The sequence below is a fragment of the Metamycoplasma salivarium genome (assembly GCF_900660445.2).
Taxonomy (GTDB): Bacteria; Bacillota_I; Bacilli_A; order Mycoplasmatales; family Metamycoplasmataceae; genus Metamycoplasma; species Metamycoplasma salivarium.
The window spans coordinates 262,625-281,696 of the sequence record NZ_LR214938.2 but is presented as its reverse complement, the minus strand read 5'-3'; the positions used below and the strand labels follow the sequence as shown (position 1 = coordinate 281,696).

Sequence of the window (19,072 nt, the reverse complement as noted above, 5' to 3'; positions counted from 1 at the left end):
TTTCTATTTCTTTTCCTCAATTGTGAAATCATCTTCAGTTGAAAAATCAACATATGTATTAATTCAATTTTTCCGTCCAACAATATCATCACTCATTAATGTATTAACATTTCTTTCGGTTAATGCTTCATCATCAATTCTAACTTTAATAATTGAACGGGTTTGCGGATTCATTGTTGTTTCTCAAAGTTGATCAGCATTCATTTCGCCAAGCCCTTTATAACGTTGAATTTCATAGTTTGTATATTTTGAAGTAACTTCTTTTAGCTCTTCTTCATCTCAAACATAAATATCTTTATTTTTTGCAGATTTAACTGTAACTTTATATAAAGGAGGTAAGGCAATATAAACCATACCTTTTTCAATCATTTGCCTCATATAACGGTAGAAAAATGTTAAAAGTAAAACTTGGATATGTGCTCCATCAGTATCAGCATCAGTCATTATAATAACCTTGCCATATTGAGATTTTTCAACATTAAAATTACTTTGGATACCAGCACCAATTGTGTTAATAATTGTTGCAATTTCTTCATTACCCAAAATATCAACTAATTTTGCTTTGGCAGTATTTATTACCTTTCCACGTAAAGGCAAAATTGCTTGAGTGATACGGTCACGACCCATTTTAGCAGAGCCGCCAGCAGAATCGCCTTCTACTAAAAATAGTTCTCTAGCTTTTGGATCTTTTGATTGTGCAGGAGTTAATTTTCCAGATAAAATCTTTTTACCTTCAAGTTTAGTTTTAACTTTTCTAACTTCATTTCTTGCATTTCTTGCAGCAATTCTTGCATCATATGCTTTTTTAATTTTTGTAAGAATTAAATCAGCTTCTTTTTTGTTTTCATTTAAATAGAAAGAAAATTGTTCAGAAAAAAATTCTTCAACTGCTTCTCTAGCTTCAGGAGTTCCTAATTTGTCTTTTGTTTGACCAACAAATTCCAAAATAGATTCAGGAATTTTTAGAGAAATTATTGCAATTAATCCTTCTCTTATATCGTTACCATCAAAAGTAGCTTTATTTTTTAAAATATTATTTTTTGCAGCAAAATCATTAATTGTCTTAGTTAAAGCAGATTTAAAAGCAGTTTCATGTGTTCCACCATCACGTGTTTTAACATTGTTAACAAAACTAAAAATAGATTCATTATAGTTATCAGTATAAACTAAAGCAATATCAATTTCAATTTTATGGCTCATACCTTTAGCATGAAATACTGAAGTTAAAAATGTTGTACCTTCTCCAATAAATTTAATGTATTCTTTAATTCCTTCTTCAGCTTCAAAAATAACTCTTTCGTTAGTAATTTCACTATAAAAATGGATTTTTAAATTAGGAATTAAGAAACTTGATTCACGTAATTTTTCTTTAACAATATCGCTTGAAAATTTAGCTTTTTTAAATATTAATGGATCAGGCCAAAATTGAACCTTTGTTCCTCTTTTGGTTGTATGTCCTACAATATGTGTTCTTTGAGTGATTGTATCTTGCTCAAATTCAGTCACATATTCTTCTTTGTTACGATAAACTGTTGCAATTAATTTGGTGCTTAAAGCATTAGCAACAGATGAACCAACACCATGAAGTCCACCACTTGTTTTATAAACTCCTTCATCAAATTTACCACCAGCATGTAGTTCGGTAAAAACAAGTTCAACACCAGTTTTCCCACCAGAGTGTTTATCAACTGGAATTCCCCGACCATTATCTTCAACAATACATGAGCCATCTTCTTTTAATGTGACTTTAATTTCAGTTGCATATCCAGCTAATGCTTCATCTAATGCATTATCAACAATTTCTCAAACTAAGTGATGTAAACCAGTTGAATCAGTTGATCCAATGTACATCCCAGGACGTTTTCTAACTGCGGTAAGTCCTTTTAAAACCTTTAAATCTTTTGCTTCATAATTTGACATAATTAAAGATTATAAATGATTTTTTACCTAAAAAAAGTAAAAAACATAAATATTAAAATATTTATGAAATTTAAAGTTAATATGCTTTTTCCAAAAATATTTTTGGATAATTAATTTATTAATTAGAGCAAAATTTCGTTCAAAAGATTAAGTAAAACATAAAAATGTATTTCATTTAAGACACAATCGATAATTTTTCTTATTACGTTCAATAAATAAACTAAAATTAAGGTAGAGTCATAGTAAAAAAATGTGACTCTTAATTTAAGGAGAATTTAGTGGAATTATTAAAAAATAAATTCAAAAATGTAATTGTTAAAGCACCTGCTGCTTCTATGGTTGATGGAATAACTTCAGCACCAGAACTTGGCAAACCAAATTACGAACTTGCGTTAAAGCAACATGCTGCATACATTGAAGCATTAAAAAGTTGTAATGTTAATGTAACAGTTTGCCCTAAAAACGAAAAATTTCCTGACTCATGTTTTGTAGAAGATACTGCAGTTATTGTGACTGGAGAAATTGCAATTTTGTCAAATCCTGGTGCTAAATCTAGAAATGGTGAAAAAGTTGAAATGTTGCCTTATTTAGAAAAGTTTTTTGACAAAAAACATATTTTTAAAATTGAATCACCTGGTACATTAGATGGTGGTGATGTTATGATGGTTGGAGATATTTATTTTGTTGGAATGTCTGAAAGAACAAATCGTGAAGGAATTAGACAATTTTCAAATATTTTAGCTAAAGTAAATAAAAAATGTATTCCTGTACCAATGACAGAAATGTTACATCTAAAAACTGGTGTTAATTATTTAGAACATAACAATTTGTTAATTTCAGGAGAATTTTTAAACTATCCTTTATTCAATGATTTTAATAAAATTGTTGTAGAAAAAGATGAAGCTTATGCAGCAAATTGCATTTGAGTTAATGAAACAGTAATTGTACCTTATGGATATCCTAAAACTTTAAAGAAAATTCAAGATTTGGGAATTTATAGAGTAATTACATGTGATACATCAGAATATAAAAAGCTTGATGGTGGGCTTAGCTGTTTGTCACTAAGGTTCTAAAATTACAAAATCAAAAAAATGCTTGGCGAGAGCATTTTTTGTTACCTTATTTTTTAGAATCAGTATTGGAATTCTCTTCATTAGATTCTTTAATTGCTTCATTTACTTTGACTTTAAGTTCTGCTAAAAGAGCATTTTTTTGTTCTTCTAAATATGCTTTGATTTCTTCTTCAGTTTTTCCTTCAGAAGCTAATTTATTTTTCTCACTTTGTAATAAAAGTTCAATAAATTGCATAATTTTTTGTTTTTCTTTTTCAATTGCATCAACATTTTCTTGATTTGATACTCAAGGAAAATCAAAATTAGCATTTGATGATTTAATAGCATCATAATTATTCATTAAATTAACAATTGATTCAACGGCAATTCTTGTAGTTAATTCTTTGAATTTTTTAGAACCCAAATTAGTATAAACTTGGTATGGATTTTTTTGTGAATATTGAACCAAATGCGAACTTCGTCTTAATTTGTCCATAACATTAATATGGTCTTGTCAAGCGCCATCAAAAACATTTAAAATGATATTTCTTTCACTATTTGTTAGTTGCACAACACCAAATTTTTCTAAAATATTTTGACGCAAAATATCATATTGATTATTAAACATTTTGGCAATAAATTCAACTAAATCATCATGATCTAATTTGATTAAATCTTCTTCTTTAAACTTATAATCGCAAAGCCCCATTCAGTTTTCATTTAAATATTTTGTAAATCCTTCTAAGTCTAAAGTATTGTTTTTCTTTAAGAAATAAGGATTTTCAACAACATTAGTTGCACAAACTGAAATCATTTTTTTAATTATTGTTCCCAAATCTTCACGATTCAAGATTAAATCACGTTGTTCATAAATTAAATCACGTTGTTGACGAATAACGTCATCAAAGTTTAAAACGCTTTTACGGTTATCAAAATTAAATCCTTCAATTTTCTTTTGTGCTCTTAAAAATGCTGCTTTTATTTGTTTGCCTTCAATTGGATCATCGCCATAAGCTTTGAAATATTCTTTTCATTTGTCTTGAACAGAAAAACGTAAAATTAATTGGTCATCTAATGATAAAAAGAATTTAGTATAACCAACATCTCCTTGACGTCCAGAACGCCCTTTTAATTGGTTATCAATTCTTCTAGATTCAGCTTTTTCGGTTCCTAAAACATAAAGTCCACCTAATTCTAATGCTTCTTTAGAAGGCTTAATGTCAGTACCACGACCAGCCATATTTGTTGCAATAGTAACGGCTTTTACTTGCCCGGCTCTTGAAATAATTTCAGCTTCAGATGCATCTTGTTTTGCATTTAAAACAGTATGAGGAATTCTTTCTTGAACTAAAAGTTCATGTAACACTTCTGAATCTTCAACTTGCGCAGTTCCAATTAGTATTGGTTGTCCTTTTTCATAAACTCTTTTAACTTCTTTGGCAACTGCCTTTCATTTAGCATTCATTGTGACGTAAATTTCATCTTCATCATCAAACCTGATCATTGGTTTATTTGTCGGAACAACATTAACTCTCATATTATAAATTTCAATAAATTCATTTTCTTCAGTTTTTGCAGTACCAGTCATCCCACAGATTTTTTTAAATAAACGGAAAAAGTTTTGGTAGGTAATTGTTGCTAATGTTTTAGTTTCTGATTCAATTTCAACACGTTCTTTTGCTTGAATAGCTTGTTGCAAACCTTCAGAATAAGCACGACCTTCCATAATCCGGCCAGTAAATGAGTCAACAAGTTCTATTTTATCTTCTCTAACAATATATTCAACATCAAGTTTCATAACTTTGTGTGCTCTTAAAGCATTTTGAATTCTATGAACAAGCTCAGAGTTTTGAATATCGTATAGGTTTTCAAAATTGAAATATTTATTTGCCTTTTCAATGCCTTCTTCAGTTAAATAAACAGATTTAGTTTCTTCATCAATAAAATAATCGTCTTTGCTTAAGGTTCTAACAAATAAATCAGCAACATTATAAGCTGACGTAACACCTTCATCGCCCCCAGAAATAATTAAAGGAGTCTTGGCTTCATCAATTAAAATAGAGTCAACTTCATCAAGCAAAATATAATCAAGTCCACGTTGAACTTTTTCTTCTTTTGCCATAACCATATTATCTCTTAAATAGTCAAATCCAAGTTCTGAGTGGACTGAATATAAAACATCGCAAGCATAAGCTTCTCTTTTTAAATTAGGTTCCATTTGAGCTTTATTAATTCCAACAGTTAAACCTAATCATTTAAAGACTTGACCCATTTCTTCAGCATCACGTTGTGCTAAATATTCATTAACTGTTGAAATAATGACACAACTTCCAGTGATTGAATTTAAATAAACTGGTGCTATTGAGGTAATAGTTTTACCTTCACCAGTTTTCATTTCAGCAACAGAACCTAAATCTAAGATAACTCCACCAATCATTTGAACATCAAAAGGACGTTTTTGTAATACCCTTCTTGTTGCTTCTCTAGCAACTGCAAAAACTTCAGGCCTTAAAGAATCATGAGATTCACCAGTATTATATCTTTGCCTAAATTCATTGGTTTTTTTCTTAAGTTCTTCATCACTTAATGCTGCAATTTTTTCTTCTCAACGATTAATTTTTTTAAGTGTTGCTTCAGCAATACGCATTTCAGTTGATTTAATTTCAAAACTAAATTTTTTCATACTTATCTATTGTATATTAATTTTTATAAATTAAAGGAATAAAGTGAAAAAGCAACTTATTTATAACTTATTTGTTAAATATAACAAGACAATTAAAAATAGACCGCTAGGGTCTATTCAAAAATTATTTTTTATCTTCTTTTGGTTTGATTTCTTGCTGAGGTTTAGATTCTTCTTTTTTGGCTTTTTCAACGTTTGCTTCTTTTTCTTGAGCAGCTTTTCTTGCATTTGCTCTAGCTTCATCATATTTAGCGACAAGTTTTTTAGCATCTTCTAATGCTTTATAGCCTTCAGCATCATTGTGTTTAATTTCAAAGTTTATAACATTTTCATTTGCTTGTGCATTTGTGAAAGCTCCAAATGAAAAGAAACGCTTGATTTCATCTTCTTTTAAATTAATATTTTTAGCAAGCTCAGCAACTTTCACGTCATATTCTTTTTGAGAAGGATATAAATTTTCTTTTTCTAAGATATTTCCCATAATTGCGGCTTCTCTAATTTTTTTAGTTGAAGGTTCTTCAAAAGAATTTAATAGTTTTTCTTTTGTAAGTCCTGTTAGTTCAAAATATTCATCTTCAGAAATTTGTTGTTCTTTTAATTTATTTAAAAAGTCACTGTACATACGTTGTTTTTCATCATCAACTAATTTTTTATGAATATTAATTATTGCATCTTTGTTAATTTTATCAATAACTTTTCCAATGAATTCATTTTGTACTTTAACAATTTTGTCTTTTAATGCTTGAATGCGAACATATTCATTAAAGTCTTTTAATGTTTTGATACCTTCAAAGTTAATTTCTTGTAAGAATTTTTCATCAATTTTAGGATATGATGGACGTTTTATAAAATTAATTTTAACTTTAAAAATAGCTTCTTTATTTGCCAAATGTTGAGCATGATAGTCTTTAGGAAATCTTACTTTAATATCTTTTTCTTCGCCTTTTTTAAGACCAATCATTTGATCTTCAAATCCAGCGATGAATTGTTTTGAACCTATAACTAAATCAAAACCTTCAGCTTTTCCTCCTTCAAATTCAACACCATCAACAAAACCTGTAAAATCAAAGTTTACAGTGTCTGAATTTTTAATAGTATCTTCAACTTCTTCTTGAACAACATATTTTTCAACAAGGTTATTTTGAACTTCTTTTAAATCTTTTGCAGAAGGTTCTAATTTATCAAGTTTAACTCCAACTTTTTTGTAATCAATGTTAGTTTTAACAACTGGTAAGGTTACAAAATCAAATTCAATTTCAACACCATTATCATCAATTTTTATAACATCAATTGAACTTGGGTTTAGATCGTAAACATTGTCAGCATCAGCAATGTTAGGTCTTATTAAATCCTTATAAATTTTTTCAATTGACAAATTTAGTGCTTTATCTAAAATATCACCTTTAAAAATTCTTTTGTCAGCTTCAGCTACTGGTGCATGCCCTTTTCTAAAACCTTTAATTTCAACATTTTTTCTAAGTTCAACTCTAGCTTTTTCAATATATTTAGTTCATTCACTTCCTTCGAATTTAGTTGTAATTTTTAGAAGTGAATTTTTTTCATCAAATGTTTTTGACATAATTATCTCCTTAAAATAATTTGCATTTTAGTAATAAATAAAGTTAATATAATTTTATATTTTTTTATAGAAAAATTTTATATACTTCCAATTCTTTTTCAGTTAAAGTATCTTTAGGTTTATTTCCTAATAAAACCTCAGTAACATTAACTATAGTTTCATATTCATTTATTGTCTTGTTAAGTAAAATATTAATCCAATTTTCAAACAAATATGCAGAAAATACTTGACTTGCAGTTTTGTATTTTGCAATATCTTTTGAATAAAAATTAAGCAACTCTTTTTCTATTTTCTTAATGTTTGGATTATTTGTAAATGAACCTAACTTTTTAGGATTAATAATTTGGTTTTCAATCTTATAATCAAAGTCAATTTTATTCTCTTCAAGTAAAGTATAAATTAAAGTTTGATAACCCTTATTTTCAAAACTATTTCCATTAAAAAAATGTTGAAATTCATTTGCAAATGTATCAATATCTTCACGTTTTTTTAGTTCCAAGTAGCAAAACATAAAAATATAATCAACTACCTTATTTTTTAGAAAATTAATTAACTGCAAAGTTGTTAATTTTGTCTTTGAACTAATGTTTTTTTTCTTTAAATCATTAGCAATACCTTGACGCAAAGCATTTAATGCATCTTGCTCTTCTTTTAAAGGAAATTGTTTCAAAGCATCATCAATCAAATAAGAAGCATATAGTCCATCTTCATTAGCAACTTTCATTATTTTTGTAAGTTCTTGTTCAAATTCTTTTTCATTAGTCATTTTTTGTCCAATCAATGTTGTTTATAACTTGTTATTGCAATAATTTTCTATATAATTATAGATTATATTTTGTTATTTTTTTAAGGAGAAAATAATGTCAAAAATTCAAAAAATTAATGCTTATGAAGTTTTAGATAGTAGAGGAAATCCAACTGTTAAAGTTGAACTTTATACTGAAAAAACATTTGCTGAAGCATTAGTTCCTTCAGGTGCTTCAACGGGCTCTAAAGAAGCATTAGAACTTAGAGATAAAAACACTAAATATGAAAAAAATTGATATGGTGGCAAAGGTGTTCAAACTGCATGTGATAATGTAAATAATATTATTGGACCTAAATTAATTGGAATAGAAGTTTCAAACCAATTTGAAATTGATAAATTGATGTTAAAACTTGATGGAACATCAACAAAGTCTAAATTAGGAGCTAATGCTATTTTAGCAATCTCATTAGCATGCGCAAAAGCTGCGGCTAATGAAATGAATTTACCATTATATGAATATTTAGCAAAATTAGATAATCGAAAGCCTTATAAGATGCCGGTTCCAATGTTAAATGTTATTAATGGTGGAGAACATGCTTCAAATACAATTGATTTTCAAGAATTTATGATTATGCCTTTAAGTGCAAAGACATTTAAAGAAGCATTGCAAATGGCAAATTTTGTATTCCATACTTTAGCAAAATTATTAAAAGAAGCAGGTCATGGAACTCAAGTTGGAGATGAAGGTGGATTTGCACCAAACTTACATACTCATGAAGAAGCATTAGATTTTTTAGTTAAGGCAATTAAAGAAGCTGGCTATAATCCTACAACAAATGGAGATAAAGCGGTTGCTATTTGTTTAGATGCAGCAAGTTCAGAATTATATTGTGATAAATGCAAAATGTATATTTTTAAGAAATTTAAAAAAGCTATTGAAGAAAAACGCCCTGGTTTTGAGAAATATGCTAATCTAAAATATGAATTTACTTCTGATGAATTTGTTACATATTATGGTCATTTGATTGAAAAATATCCAATTATTTCAATTGAAGATTCTCATGACGAAAATGACTGAGATGGATTTATTAAAATGAAAAAATTATATGGCCATAAAGTACAACTTGTTGGGGATGATTTAATTGTGACAAACCCAATTTATATTAAAGAAGCGATTAAGAAAAACGCAATTAATGCCTCTTTAATTAAAATTAATCAAATAGGTTCACTAACTGAAACTATTGAAGCAATTAAATTAACTCAAGATGCTAATATGATTCCAGTAATTTCTCATCGTTCTGGTGAAACTGAAGATACATTTATTTCGGATTTAGCAGTTGCATTTAATACTGGCGAAATTAAAACTGGCTCATTATCAAGAACCGACCGAATTGCCAAATATAATAGATTATTAAAAATTGAACAAGAACTTGGTTCAAAAGCAAAATATGAAGGTTATAAAACTTTCACAAATCTAAAATAATTGAAAAGATCAAGATTTATTCTTGATCTTTTTCTTGCAAAAATTTCTCAAAATCAAATTTTTCAATAAAATCTCTTAATCTAAAAATCATAAAATAAGGAATTGTAAAAATATTATTCGCAAAGCCTAAGTTATTATTAGAAAATTTAATTCCAAAAGCTATTTTGTCAAACTTTTTACTTTTAATAAGTTCTTTTAAAGATTTTGCATTGCCAGTATTTGATTTAACTTCTATAGGAATAATATTTTTTTGATTTCTAATGATAAAATCAATTTCTAATGTTGATTTTTCATTTATATAATAGAAAAGATCAAATTTATCTTTATAAAGTAAAGAAGCTATGATATTTTCAAATAATCCACCTTTATAAATTCCCATATTTTTATTAACTCTTAAATCACTAGAAGCATAATCATCAAGAGAAGCTATTAATAGACCAACATCATTGTAATATAACTTAAACTTGTTAAATTCATAATTACCTTTTAATGGAAAATCTAAAGTTTTTAAAGCATAGCAAATATTAATAATTCCAGCATCTTTCAATCATTGAATAACACTAATATAATTTTCATATCTAGCTTTTATATTGATAGTGGAAAATGAAAATTTTTTGTTTTCTTTTGAAAGGATTGTTGGGATCAAATTAAAAACATTTAATAACTTAGTTTTTTCTAATCCTGTAGCATATTTGCTAATATCAGTTTTATAATTCTCAATTAATTCACGCTGCATATTTAAGACATTAGAAAAATTTTTATTATTCATTAAATATGTTTTAACAATGTTTGGCATTCCACCTAGCAAAATATAATCAAAAAATAAGCTTGAAAAAGTTTTATATTCAATTTCAGTAAATGGAATTAAACTTAATAAATTATTTGATAAATGATTAAGAGTGTTCCCTGAATAATTCATTGCTCATAAAAACTCTTCAAAATCCATTGAATTCATCTCATAAGTTTCGGTGTAACCAACACTAACACTACTAATTTTGCTATACTCAATACCTAAAAGAGAACCAGAACATATGATGTCATATTTATCTTGCAATTTAAAAAATTTTAAAGTGCTCATAATATTAATATAGTCTTGGACTTCATCAAAAATTATTAAAGTTCTCTCTTTAAAATTAAAGCTAGGATTAAGTAATGTCATTTCTTTAACAACTTTTTCGGGTTCTAAACTATGTTCTGCAATTTGCTTAAATTCTTTCATTTCAACAAAATTTATGTATACATAATTGTCATAATTATTTTCTGCAAAATTTTTAATTGATTCAGTTTTGCCAATTTGTCTTGCACCTCTAATAATTAATGGATTTTTGTTTTTTTTATTTTTTCAAGTTTTTAAAAAAATGTCCACTTTTCTTTTTAAATACATTTTTTCTCCTTTTATTTTGCTTAATTAGATATTTAAATTATATGCTATTCCACATTTTTACTAGGACTTTTTTAAACAAAAATGCAATTTTTCTTAGGAGTTTATAAGACAAATTTACAATTTTTCCTAGGACTTTTACATATTAGTAGGTACAATTAGAATAGAAACATAATAAAAAAAGACTATACACTAGTCTTAATTTATATTTTACATATTATTGCATTTCTCATTTATAAACAGTTGGATATTTTTTAGCATCCGTGCCATCTTTTTTACTGTCAAAAATTCTATATTCAACATAAAATTTTCCATCTTTATTTTTCTTAATATATAAAGCTTTAGCACGATTTTTTGATGAATTCCCATATTCATGATTAACTATACTTCTAAACAACACATCTCTATATTGTTGATTTTGATTGAATTTCTCATTTTTGAATCTAAATTGTAGTGTTCCTTTTTGATGACTACTATTTTTTCCATATACAAAGGTAGTATCTTTTAAATATATTCCTTTATTTTTTTGTCCACTTGATAATTCGTTTCAAAGGCTTTCTAGCTTGTCAATTTGAGATTGATCTAATTTTTCAAATAAATCATTACCAGCGTCTCTTAATGCTTGTCTTATAACTTCATCAGGCAGCAAGAAGCCATCAAATTCAGCCTCTTTTGAAAATTCTTTTTCATTATATTTTACAGTGATTTTTACTTTCAATTTGCCTTCATTTTCAAACACAGTTAAAGTTTTTACAATAGTAGCATCATTTAATGTTTGTAATTGGTTTTCAGGATCTGTTATTGTGATATCTTCTTCTTTAACCATTGATGCTTTGTAAGTTGATTTATTAACACGTGAGTCTAATTCAATCTTTAAACGATTTACTAATTCTTCGAGATTAAATGCTTTTTGTTTAAATCCAGTTATTGTAAATGTTTGTGATAATGATTTTTCATTCTTTTTTATTGTTATTTTTACATCAATAGTACCTAAATTATCGTTGTGAGAAATAATTTCTTTAGTTAATTCTATATCAGCACCTGGAGTATAAGGTACATTATTTTTTGTTAATTTTATTTCATTTAAATCTGTTGCATTACTTGCTAATATTGAATCTTTATTATTGTAATCAATAGCTAAGTTCTCAAATTCTTTGTCCAATGCATCTTGCTTAAATCCATTAATTTCAGCAATAAATTCTTTAGAAGGAGTTTCAAAATTATCTTCATCAATGTAAGCAACGTTATATTTAACTATAACCTTATTATTAGCAAAATCTTTTTTAACTTCTAATAGTTTAACCTTGTAATTTGCAGGAACTTGACCATATTTAATATTGGCATCAATAATGTCTTTTAGTTCAACATCTGATTTGTTTTCATAATTAAATGTTGATATTAGTGTATTTCCTATTTCATTGATTTTTTCAATAGTTGGCAATGAAAATTGCATTTCATTAGTTTGTGTGGTTCGATAATCAATTCTTCAAGTTTCAGGTTTATTTTTTTGAACTGGAAGTCCAATATTAAATGTAAATGAATACTTGTCACCATTCTTTTTTAAAGTTACTTTATTACGGTCGTTTTTATAGTTTGCCAAATTACCATCACTAACCAAAGCATCGAATTCACTTTCGGTTCATGATGTTGCTTTGAATAGTAGTCTTTTTGTTTTGTCTGCATATTCTTTATCATAAATTCCACCAGTTTTATAATCAAGATATAAAGTAGAATCATTAGCTAATTTCTCTAAGGTTTCTTTTGATGTATATGAATTATTTATTTTTCATTTTGATTTTAAAGATTCTCTTAATTCTTGTAATGCTTTTGCACTTTTATGAACTAAAATAGATGTTTTGATTTCGACTGATTCTAATTCGTTTTTTACTAATTTAAACGTAAATTCTCTGACACCATTATAAATTTCATCATTAGTTGCATTTTCATTAACAAATTTTTTATCTTTGATTTGATAATCACTTTCTAATACACTATTATCTTTTTTAACAAGCGATATTTTATTTAGATCGACTTCATTAGCATCTGTTTTATTTACATCATCTTCATATTTCGCTTTTAAAGATTCAGCTAAATCATTAAGCTCTTTTTGCAAATCTGGTTTAGGCTGAGGAGGGGTTGGATTTTCTTCTTTTTTAAATCCAGAAATTGTTTTTACAACTTCTTTGCTAATCAAATTATTAATTTTTGATTTCAATAAATATGTAACTTGATAGCTATCACCAATTACTTCTGCTTTTTTTATTATTGGTTCATATTTGGTGTCATCAAAATTGCTAAATTTAACTTGTTCCTGCTTAATATTTTTAATTAAAGTTTGTTCTTTATTTTCATAATCAACTATTAATTTATTAGCAACTTCATCGATGTTTTTTTGTTCATCTTTGCTAGTTGTGTCATTGCACGATGATGCAATTAAAGGTATAGCAACTATTGATGAAAATGGTATAAACGAAAATATCAATCTTTTAGATTTTTTCATAATTTTATGTCTCCTATTTAATTTTTAAACGTAATAAAAGTATTATAACATACTTATTTTACAAATAGAAGTATAAAAACTGATGAAATTAGATGTTATTTTTTATATAGATTTTTTAAATATTTGTCAATCTTCGAATAATGTAAATTTTTTTCTTTGCAAATATAATTAAAAACTAAATAATCATAAAAAAGAGGATCAATTTCAATATTATTTTGATTCTTAATTTCAAAAATTTCTTTGTATGCTGAATTTAACCATATAAACTTAATAAATTAAATGAAGATAATATTGCATTGATATTAATTCATTATTATTTTTCATTGTCTTTTTAATGACACTATTTAAAATCATTCTATAAATAAAATTACAATAAATCTTTCCTTGTTTTGCTTTTGCAAACAATAATAAAATATTTCAATAAATTATTAGATATAAAATATCAAAAATTTCGTAAATTAAAAAAATCGAAAAAAGTGGTATTGAGAATTTTAGCCCAAAACAAGTGTAAATATAGAATATGTTAGAGCTAATCAAAATTAAAGGTCTTTGTAAAATTAAAGAATAATTAAAATTAAACTCAAAATCTTTCTTCATTATATTACTGCATCTTAAATTCCAAAAATTTTTATTTAAAAAATATTTGAAATTATTGATAGTTAATGGCAATGTAGTCAAAATAACAGAATTACTAAGATAGGTATAGAAAATACAATTAATATTTCACAGTTCATCATTTATTCTATATCATTTTCTGATTTATATGTCTTTAGTGAAACAAATTTCTGATTCCTTAAATCATAAATATATTGCTGGCCATACTGTAAACATCTTTCAATAGCCTCTTGAATATTTTCAACAATTTCAGGAATTTCAATATATAAAGTTTTGTCTTTAAACCAAAGTCCTAATTTTTCATCAAAGGTAGCATAATATTTCTTTAATCTTGCATTGATATCATCATTCTTAAAATTTCCAACATTTTTTATAAGAAATTGGTCCAGTTTTCTAATTAAAACAATATATCCTTTTTTTTTCGTTATATGCATTATGACCTTTTATAGTGATATTTTTACTATTTTCCATTCTTTTAGAAAGATTTTGCTCATTGACGTCTATAAAACGTTTTTTGTCCAAATAAAAAGCATTAAAAACTCATATATCTGCAAGACGTATTTTATTAATAGTTTTTTCATCAAGAATTTCATCTCACAACAAGTCTATGTTTAATTGCTTATCATTCATTTTTTCTCTCCCAATTTTAAAATTAAATTTTTGCTATTTATGTAAATTAATTATAGATAAAAAAGACCCAAATGTTTTTAACATCTAGATCTTTTATGCTTTGTTTTATTAAGATTAATCAATTTTAACTTTAACACTTGGACCCATAGAAGTAGAAACTGTAATGTTCTTAACATAAGTTCCCTTAACGGTTGTTGGTTTTAATCTTTTAATTACTTGGATTAAAGCTTCAGCATTTTCTGTTAATTTTTTAGTGTCCATTGATTTTTTACCAATTGATGAGTGAATAATTCCACCTTTGTCAGCACGGTAATTTGCTTTACCTTTTTTAAGTTCTTCAACAGCTTTTGCAGGTGTTGTAGTAACAGTTCCAGTTTTAGGGTTAGGCATTAAACCTTTAGGTCCCAATTTTTTACCATATTTACCTAAAACTAGCATCATTTTAGGGTCAGCAACAATAACATCAAATTCATATTTATCTTGATTTAATATTTCTGGAAGTTCTGCAGCTGAATAAACTAAATCAGCTCCAGCAGCTTTAGCAGCTTTTTGTGCATTAACATCATCAGTTGCAACTAAAACTCTAACACTTTTACCATTACCATTTGGCAAAACAACTGCACCTCTTAATTGTTGGTCTGATTTTCTTGTATCAAGATTTAAATTAATTGCAATATCTAATGATTCATCAAATTTTGCAAAAGATGCTTTTTTAGCTAAATCAATAGCTTCTTGCAAAGGAAGAATGTCAACTTTAGAAGTTAAATTCTTTGCAATTTTAACATTTTTAGAAAGTTTTCTAGCCATTAGTTAGTTTCCTTTCTTAGTCATTCATCATAACCTTCAATTTTAATTCCCATTTGTCTTGCGGTTCCTGCAATTTGTTTCATTGCAGAGTCTATGTTTTTAGTGTTTAAATCAGGTAGTTTGTATTCAGCAACTTCTTTAAGTTGTGCAATTGTGATAGTTCCAGCAACTTCTTTATTTGGAACACTACTTCCTTTTTTAGCTTTTGCAGCTTGTACTAATTTAAATGATGTTGGTGCTGTAAATAATTTAAAATCAAACGATTTATCTTTATAAACAGTAATTAAAACAGGAACAGGTTCTTGACCTCTATCTCTTGTTTTATCATTAAATGCCTTAGTAAATTCAGGCATATTGATTCCTACACCAGCTAGTGCAGGACCAGGTTTAGCTTGACCTGCCATAAATTGCAGTTTAGCTTTTTTTACAATTTCTTTAGCCATTGTAATAAGTTCCTTTCGATCTCTGTGGTGCAAATGAATTTAATATTAAATTCTCCCACTTGCTAGAGGCAATGTAATATTGCATTTGTTATTGTAACATAAAATTAATAAATTAATAGTTAATTATTAAGCAAAAAAATTTGCTGAGCAATTTTGATTAAAATTTTCTAAAGTAAAATATTTAAAAATTAACTATGTACAAGACATTTTTTACAAAAATCATAAATAACATTTTTGCTATCTAAAATAAAAAAATGTTGCACATTGCAACATCAATTTTCAAACTAAAATTATTGTTTTTTCTTATTAAATAACAAAATACCTAATGCAATAGCGGTTAATATTACTAAAACAAAACAACCAATTAATGCAAGTAAGTATCATGTATGATTATCTTTGTCGTTTTTGTCAGCTAAAGTTCAAAGTTTTACAACATAAATGATTGTTACAATTCAAGTTCCAATCATACCTAAAACAATAAGACTAATTAAAGTAACATAAGCAATATGTTGTACAGTAGATGGCCAAATTGCAGCATATGGTGCTCATATACTTGAAATAACTATTATTAAAAAAATTAATCCTGAAGTGATAACCGAGAAAATAAAGCCTTTAGAACTTAGATCTTTAATTTGCTTTTTTGTTGCTTCATTTTGTTGTGTATTTTGTGTTTGCTCACTCATAAAATCCTCCTATGTTCATAAACCTACTTAAATTATATAGGTATTAAAAGTGAAAAGTCAAAATCCTATCATTTTGCTTTAAAAATTAACTTTTATTTCCATTCATTATTTGCATTTTATATGACAAATTTATTCGAAATTGACAAAAATGTCTTTTATGTGCTAAATTATTTAGTACAAAGCAAAATAATTCGTTTTTTTTTTTTTTTTAAAATTTGATTTATGCTATTATTCTTTTATATGCTATTATTCTTTTATTTTAATAGAGACTATATGCAAAAAGGCATTTGTTGCTATTAGAATGAATTGCTATTTTATTTACAATGGGGGTTGAAATGAAATTTTGAAGCAAAAAGAAAAATAGAGTGTTGTTATTTACAACATTAGGATCAATTACTGCTGCTACTTTAGGAAGTGTTTTGTTGTACAATTCATTTCCTAGCGCTGAAAATTCTATCTCGATATCATCATCGTCAAAAGCAAAACCTAATTTAATTCCAAAAGACAATTTGGATTTTTCAAATAGCAATAATTCAAATAGTGACTCAAATCTAAAAGATTTACCTAAAAATGAAGCCCCAAAGCCAATTGAACCATCAAAACCTGACATTGTTAAACCAATAACTCCTGATAAGCAACCAGAGAAAAAACCAAATAATCCTTCTCAACCAAAAGATGATGGAAAAACTGAAACTAGAACTATTAAGATTAGTGGTGTTGATGTTCAAGCCAAAGTTAAACCTCAAGCTGATAGACAATATAGTCAATATGATAAAGACAATAACATTGCAAATATAAACCCTTATCAAAATCAAATTGTTGGTGAAATTGTTGATGTTGAAGTTACAGATGAACTTAGAAAGAAAAACATAGATTCTGCAAGAAGTGGGCTTCAAAACAACAAGGTTCATCAAGCATTTTTAAGTAATTTGTGAGACAGTAATTTCGAAAAAATGTCAAATGAACAACTTGATAACTTTTTCAAGTATGGGGAACCATGAAACTGACAATCAATTTTAGACCGTTATAAAAGAATTTTAGATTCTCCAAATGTTGTTAAGTTTTTAAAAGAAGATGCCAAAAAAAGATGGCAAGATCCAAGTGATCCTGTACATAAATATGGTCAAAACAAAAAATATGTATGATTATTAAAAAACTTAGACTATTCAAAATTTACAGAAGCTGGTCCTGGGGTTGAAGAAAATCTTAGAAAAGGCATGACAATTGACCCTTCAAATGCTTATATCGATGAAAATGGAAAACTTAACTCTTATGCATTTAGTCCTGCACCTGGTTATAATGGTGTAACTTCTAGAATTAGAAGAGACAATATGGAAAAAAGAGTATTTGGTTATGATTCTGAATACAGTAGAAATCCAATCGATATTGAAGAAGGCAACTACCCTGGTTGAACTAAATCTGATGTTACAAATCAATTTAACAAATATGGTATAAATTCTGGTGATGGTATTAAAGTCTACAAACTAAAAAGACAAAATCCAGAACAAGGCAAACTAAATGAAGGTACTATTTTAGAGATTGATGCTTCAAATGAAAAAGGTTATTTGAAAGCTAAACAAGTTATTGAACAACTTAAAAAAGATAAAGTTGAAATTACTGGATATCGTATTTTAAGAATGGGTGATAATAATTCATCACAAAAATTCAAAGATATATTAGCATCATTACCCGATGAAATAAAACAACTTGAACTTTGATTCTCAGCACGTGCTACAAATACAAGTTCATTAATCGCCTTAGAAAATAAACATATCAAAGAACTTGCAATGTACACATTAGGAAATGGTAATTTAGATGAATGATCATTTAACCCATTATCATTTAGAAAAACTGAATGAATCAACAATGTTGATTATAATGTTAACTGGAATTTAAGGCAAGAAAAAGCAACAAGAATTACATTTGATACTTTAGCATTTGATGAAATTGATTATGATCCAAATGATGCAGTAGATCCTTATAAAAGAATTAATCTAGGTTTAAGAATGGCTTATTATACAAGAAATAATGAACCTATCTTCCAAGGTGGATTTGGCCCAGGTCTTAAACCTGACCATGATGAAAAAGGAAATAGTTACCCAACTGGTTTAAATTTAAGTAGAATTCCTCAACTTAGATCATTAAAAGGACTTCAATTCTCTGATATTATTAAGACTCAAAATGGTTCTAGAAAAATTAAGAGATTAACTTTATTTAATAATTCTGATACATTTGAAATTTCATCTGATGAATTGAATCAAGCGGGATTTGATAAAAATATTGCTTGAAATGAGCCTATGTCAAGAGCATATTTATATTTTAGTAATGGTTCTACAACTTCAAAAGTTAAAATTAAAGGAAAGACACCTTTAACTTCAGAAGGGCTTAGAAACTTACAAGTGTTATTTAAAATTGCTGATAGTTTAAATAGTTCTAGATCAATTGTTGTTGAAGATGATGGTGTAATGGCAACCTTAAAAGGTAATGGTTATAGTGTACAAAAAGATGATGGATGAAATCCAGACTTTACTTAGAAAATAGGAGAAAA

The 19,072-nt window shown here is 26.9% G+C and carries 14 protein-coding genes; 3 read left to right on the top strand and 11 right to left on the bottom strand.

Annotated features, from left to right (window positions below; translation table 4 throughout):
* Positions 1 to 3 precede the first annotated feature (3 nt).
* Positions 4 to 1,920 carry a DNA topoisomerase IV subunit B gene (gene parE / locus EXC60_RS01370; RefSeq protein ID WP_029670589.1) on the bottom strand — a complete coding sequence of 639 codons (1,917 nt, stop codon included), beginning with the start codon at positions 1,918 to 1,920 and terminating at the stop codon, positions 4 to 6.
* A 278-nt stretch (positions 1,921 to 2,198) separates the two neighbouring features.
* Here parE and EXC60_RS01365 point away from each other — a divergent pair, with 278 nt between their 5' ends.
* Positions 2,199 to 2,993, top strand: a complete 795-nt coding sequence (locus EXC60_RS01365; protein WP_029670590.1) for a dimethylarginine dimethylaminohydrolase family protein — start codon at positions 2,199 to 2,201, stop codon at positions 2,991 to 2,993.
* Positions 2,994 to 3,039: 46 nt separating this feature from the next.
* Here the strand turns inward: EXC60_RS01365 and secA are convergent, their stop codons facing one another.
* From secA to EXC60_RS01350, 3 genes are all read right to left on the bottom strand, one after another.
* Positions 3,040 to 5,655: a preprotein translocase subunit SecA gene (gene secA / locus EXC60_RS01360; protein ID WP_024544109.1), complete on the bottom strand. Its 2,616-nt coding sequence runs from the start codon at positions 5,653 to 5,655 to the stop codon at positions 3,040 to 3,042.
* Positions 5,656 to 5,779: 124 nt separating this feature from the next.
* The gene (tig, locus tag EXC60_RS01355) at positions 5,780 to 7,234 is read right to left on the bottom strand and encodes a trigger factor (protein ID WP_024544110.1); all 1,455 of its coding nucleotides are present in this window, start codon (positions 7,232 to 7,234) and stop codon (positions 5,780 to 5,782) included.
* 64 nt (positions 7,235 to 7,298) lie between these two features.
* The gene (locus EXC60_RS01350) at positions 7,299 to 8,000 is read right to left on the bottom strand and encodes a hypothetical protein (RefSeq protein WP_024544111.1); all 702 of its coding nucleotides are present in this window, start codon (positions 7,998 to 8,000) and stop codon (positions 7,299 to 7,301) included.
* 94 nt (positions 8,001 to 8,094) lie between these two features.
* Here EXC60_RS01350 and eno point away from each other — a divergent pair, with 94 nt between their 5' ends.
* The gene (gene eno, locus EXC60_RS01345; RefSeq protein ID WP_024544112.1) at positions 8,095 to 9,465 is read left to right on the top strand and encodes a phosphopyruvate hydratase; all 1,371 of its coding nucleotides are present in this window, start codon (positions 8,095 to 8,097) and stop codon (positions 9,463 to 9,465) included.
* Between the two features lie 16 nt (positions 9,466 to 9,481).
* On the opposite strand, the gene EXC60_RS06275 is transcribed toward eno, so the two are convergent.
* The 7 genes from EXC60_RS06275 to EXC60_RS06260 all read right to left on the bottom strand — a co-directional run bounded on the left by EXC60_RS06275 (position 9,482) and on the right by EXC60_RS06260 (position 16,524).
* Entirely contained in the window at positions 9,482 to 10,849 is a 1,368-nt protein-coding gene (locus tag EXC60_RS06275; protein ID WP_024544113.1) for an ATP-binding protein, read from the bottom strand.
* A 214-nt stretch (positions 10,850 to 11,063) separates the two neighbouring features.
* Positions 11,064 to 13,346 carry a lipoprotein 17-related variable surface protein gene (locus EXC60_RS06270; RefSeq protein WP_024544114.1) on the bottom strand — a complete coding sequence of 761 codons (2,283 nt, stop codon included), beginning with the start codon at positions 13,344 to 13,346 and terminating at the stop codon, positions 11,064 to 11,066.
* 737 nt (positions 13,347 to 14,083) lie between these two features.
* The gene (locus EXC60_RS01330) at positions 14,084 to 14,395 is read right to left on the bottom strand and encodes a hypothetical protein (protein WP_024544116.1); all 312 of its coding nucleotides are present in this window, start codon (positions 14,393 to 14,395) and stop codon (positions 14,084 to 14,086) included.
* Positions 14,355 to 14,591, bottom strand: a complete 237-nt coding sequence (locus EXC60_RS06265) for a hypothetical protein (protein ID WP_024544117.1) — start codon at positions 14,589 to 14,591, stop codon at positions 14,355 to 14,357. The genes EXC60_RS01330 and EXC60_RS06265 overlap by 41 nt, the downstream gene beginning before the upstream one ends.
* Before the next feature lie 114 nt (positions 14,592 to 14,705).
* Positions 14,706 to 15,398: a 50S ribosomal protein L1 gene (gene rplA, locus EXC60_RS01320; RefSeq protein WP_024544118.1), complete on the bottom strand. Its 693-nt coding sequence runs from the start codon at positions 15,396 to 15,398 to the stop codon at positions 14,706 to 14,708.
* Positions 15,398 to 15,841 (bottom strand): 50S ribosomal protein L11, encoded by a 444-nt coding sequence (gene rplK / locus EXC60_RS01315; protein ID WP_024544119.1) that lies wholly within the window; start codon positions 15,839 to 15,841, stop codon positions 15,398 to 15,400. The genes rplA and rplK overlap by 1 nt, the downstream gene beginning before the upstream one ends.
* Before the next feature lie 290 nt (positions 15,842 to 16,131).
* The gene (locus tag EXC60_RS06260; protein ID WP_024544120.1) at positions 16,132 to 16,524 is read right to left on the bottom strand and encodes a hypothetical protein; all 393 of its coding nucleotides are present in this window, start codon (positions 16,522 to 16,524) and stop codon (positions 16,132 to 16,134) included.
* A 335-nt stretch (positions 16,525 to 16,859) separates the two neighbouring features.
* On the opposite strand from EXC60_RS06260, the gene EXC60_RS06255 reads away from it, so the two are divergent.
* Positions 16,860 to 19,058, top strand: a complete 2,199-nt coding sequence (locus EXC60_RS06255) for a putative immunoglobulin-blocking virulence protein (protein WP_024544121.1) — start codon at positions 16,860 to 16,862, stop codon at positions 19,056 to 19,058.
* Positions 19,059 to 19,072 lie beyond the last annotated feature (14 nt).